A 3,287-nucleotide genomic window follows, 5' to 3' on the forward strand; every position below is an offset into this window, starting at 1 on the left:
CCCCCCCCGGAACCCCCCCCCCCGGCCCCCCCCCCCCCCGCCCCCCGGGCCCGCCCCCCCCCCCCGGGGGGCCGCGGTGGTGGCGCCGCCGCCGGTGAACTCCACGCCGACGGCGTCGAGCTCCAGCAGCGGCCCGGTCACTTCAGGAGCCCGACTCGGGCGTAGTTCGGGTACGCGGGGAAGTCGGCGATGCGGAAGTCGGCGACCTTGGACCCGTGCAGGAACGAGTTGCGGGTGTAGATCAGCGGCACGACGGGGGAGTCGGCCAGGATCTTCTTGTCCAGCTCCACCCACTTCTTGCCCGCCTCGACCGGGTCGACGGTGGCCTGGGCCTCGGCGATCAGCCTGTCGACCTCGGGGTTGTCGTAGCGGGACAGGTTGTACCCGCCCTGGCCGATCTCCTGGGAGTCGAACAGCGGCTGGATGTTCGCGTTGGCGCTCGGGAAGTCCGGCTGCCACGAGGACAGGGTCAGCGCGTAGTTCGGGTTGTCCGCGCGCGACTCGGCGGTGTACGCGTCGCTCTCCAGCACCCGGATCTCGGACTGGATGCCCGCCTTGACCAGCGCGGCCTGGATCGCCTCGGCCTTCTCCGGGTAGTTGTTGGTCTGCGACACCAGGAACTCCAGCCCCGAGATCCCGTTCGGGAAGCCCGCCTCGGCCAGCAGCGACTTGGCCTTCTCCGGGTCGCCGGACGGCTTGGTCTGGTAGAGGTCGAACTGCTCGCGGCCCGCGATGCCCTGGGTGATCAGCGTGGTGGCGACGTCACCGGCCAGCTCGGCGTTGCCCGCCGACGCGATCTGGTACGAGGTCTTGTCGACCGCGTACTGCACGGCCTGCCGCACCTTGGGGTTGTCGAACGGCGCCTTCTGGGTGTTGAGCGCCAGGTAGGCGAGCGCGCCGGTCTTCGAGGTCACCAGGCGCTGCTTGGCCGACGGGTTGCCCGCCAGCTGCGCGAGCTGCGCGGGGGACACGAACGAGGAGCCGAACGCGAACTTGTCGTCACCGGAGTCGGCGGTGAGCCGCTGCGAGATCACCGAGGTGTCCTGGCCCAGCTGGAACAGGATCTCGTCCGGGAGGCCGCCGCGCAGCTCGTCCGTGGCCGAGTCCCAGTTCTCGTTGCGCACCAGGCGCGCCTCGACGCCCTTCTGGTACTTCTCCACCTTGTACGGGCCGGACGCGACCGCGTGGTCGCTGTAGTCGGCCTCGGCGCCCTTGCCGCTGGGCACCGGCGCGAACGCCGGGGTGCTCGCCACCCACGGCCAGTCGCCGTACGGCCGCGACAGGGTGAACACGATCGTGCGGTCGTCCGGGACCTTGATGGAGTCGAGGCGCTGGCCCTCGAACGGGCCCCGGTAGTCGGCGCCGCCCTCGATCAGCTGCTTGTGGTAGCCGAGGCCGCCGGAGAACGCGGGCGCGTACGAGCGCTCGACGCCCCACTTGATGTCATCGGCCTTGATGGGCGTGCCGTCCGCGTACTTCAGGCCCTCCTTGAGGGTGAAGGTCCACGTCTTGCCGCCGTCGTCGGTCTTGCCGGTGTCGCCGAGGTCGGGGACGACCTTCGCGTCCTGGCCCGGCTCGTTCAGCCAGCCGGTGAGCCTGCGGTGCACCAGCGCGAGCGAGGTGATCGGCAGCGAGGAGCTCTTGGCCGGGTCGAAGTTCAGCGACTGGCTCTCGCCGAGGATGCGCAGCACGCCCCCGCGCTCGGCCTTGGCCTGGTCGGCCGCGCCCTGCTGGGGCTGGTCGTTGGCGCCGCACGCGGTCAGCGCGAGCGCGCCGACGAGTGCGGTGGCCGTGGCGACCACCCGTGAGGTCCGACTTCTGGTCATGGCGGTTCTCTCTCCTAGCGGGGAAGTGGGGAGCAGGGGTCTTGGGGGCGCCCGTCCCGGCGGTCCGGGGCAGGCTCTCCGGCGGGCGCCCGGTCAGGTGAGGCGCGCTCGCGGGTCGAGCGCGCCGTAGCCGAGGTCGATCAGCGCGTTCGCGATCACGATCAGCACGGCGGCGAAGAGCGTGCAGCCCAGCAGCAGCGGCAGGTCGCGCTGGTTGACCGCGTCCACCAGCAGCGAGCCCGCGCCGGGCAGCCCGAACACCCGCTCGGTGATCACCGCGCCGCCGAGCAGCGCGCCCAGGTCGACGCCGAACAGGGTGACCACGGGCAGCAGGGCGTTGCGCAGCGCGTGCTTGCCGACGACCTCCCGCTCGGTCAGGCCCTTGGCGCGGGCGGTGCGCACGTAGTCCTCGCCGAGCGCGTCGAGCATCTGGGTGCGGGTGAGCCGGGTGTAGTAGGCGGCGTGCGCGAACGCCAGCACCGCCCACGGCAGCACCATCCGCCACAGCCAGTCGACCGGGTCCTCGGTGAACGCGACGTACCCGCCGACCGGGACCACGTCGAGCGTGAAGCCGAACAGCAGCAGCCCGAGCAGGCCGGTCAGGTAGACCGGCGCGGACACCCCGGCCACCGACGCGCCGAGCGCGATCCGGTCCACCGCCGTGCCCCGCTTGAGCGCCGCCAGCACACCGGTGCCCACGCCCGCCGCGAACCACAGCGCCGCCGCGCCGACCGCCAGCGAGAACGTCACCGGAAGGCGCTCCCAGATCAGCTGAACCACGTCGGTGTTCTGCTGGAACGAGTAGCCGAAGCACGGCGCGGAGCACTCGATCGAGGTGGCGCCCACCCCGAACGTGCGACCGGCCAGGATGCCGCCGAGGAAGTCCCCGAACTGCGACCACCACGGGTCGCCGAAGCCCATGAACTCGCGCGCCAGCGCCAGGTTCTGCTCGGTGCACGGCCTGCCGCACGCGGCCTCGGCCGGGTCGGCGGGCACCAGGTAGAACACCGCGAACGTGAACAGGGCGACCGCGAACAGCACCAGCAGGGCGCTGAGCACCCGCTTGCCGACGAACAGCGTCGTGCGCATCAGGCCCGCACCGCCGTCCGGGGGTCGAGCTCGTCGCGCAGGCCGTCGCCCAGGACGGTGAACGCCCAGGTGGACAGCAGCAGCGCCGCGCCGGGGAACACCAGGAACATCGGGTCGGTGCCGACCCAGTTGACCGCGCTGCTGATCACCCGGCCCCAGCTGGGCGTGGGCGGCGGGATGCCCACGCCCAGGAACGACAGCGCGGCCTCCAGGCCGATCTTGCCGGGGATGGACAGCGTCGAGACCACGATGATCGGACCCCACAGGTAGGGCAGCAGCTCGGTGCGGAACACGTGCCACGGGCCCGCGCCCAGCGAGCGGGCGGCCGAGACGAAGCCGCGCGAGCGCAGCGCCAGGGTCTGGGCGCGCACG

General features: G+C 72.2%; 3 protein-coding genes. All 3 read right to left on the bottom strand.

Going from position 1 to position 3,287, the window contains the following annotated elements; all coding sequences use genetic code 11:
* Nucleotides 1-137 precede the first annotated feature (137 nt).
* On the bottom strand, nucleotides 138-1,826 hold the full coding sequence (locus ACTUAL_RS00170; protein ID WP_177154392.1) for an ABC transporter substrate-binding protein: 1,689 nt from the start codon (nucleotides 1,824-1,826) through the stop codon (nucleotides 138-140).
* A gap of 93 nt (nucleotides 1,827-1,919) precedes the next feature.
* Entirely contained in the window at nucleotides 1,920-2,915 is a 996-nt protein-coding gene (locus ACTUAL_RS00175; protein WP_096492931.1) for an ABC transporter permease, read from the bottom strand.
* On the bottom strand, nucleotides 2,915-3,287 hold a 373-nt coding region (locus ACTUAL_RS00180), incomplete at its 5' end, for an ABC transporter permease (protein ID WP_440898826.1). The genes ACTUAL_RS00175 and ACTUAL_RS00180, both read right to left, overlap by 1 nt.

The sequence above is a fragment of the Actinosynnema sp. genome, from assembly GCF_052038725.1.

Coding starts and splice junctions, on each gene's coding strand:
- ACTUAL_RS00170 (WP_177154392.1), bottom strand. CDS start 1,826: ATGACCAGAAGTCGGACCTCACGGGTGGTCGCCACGGCCACCGCACTC.
- ACTUAL_RS00175 (WP_096492931.1), bottom strand. CDS start 2,915: ATGCGCACGACGCTGTTCGTCGGCAAGCGGGTGCTCAGCGCCCTGCTG.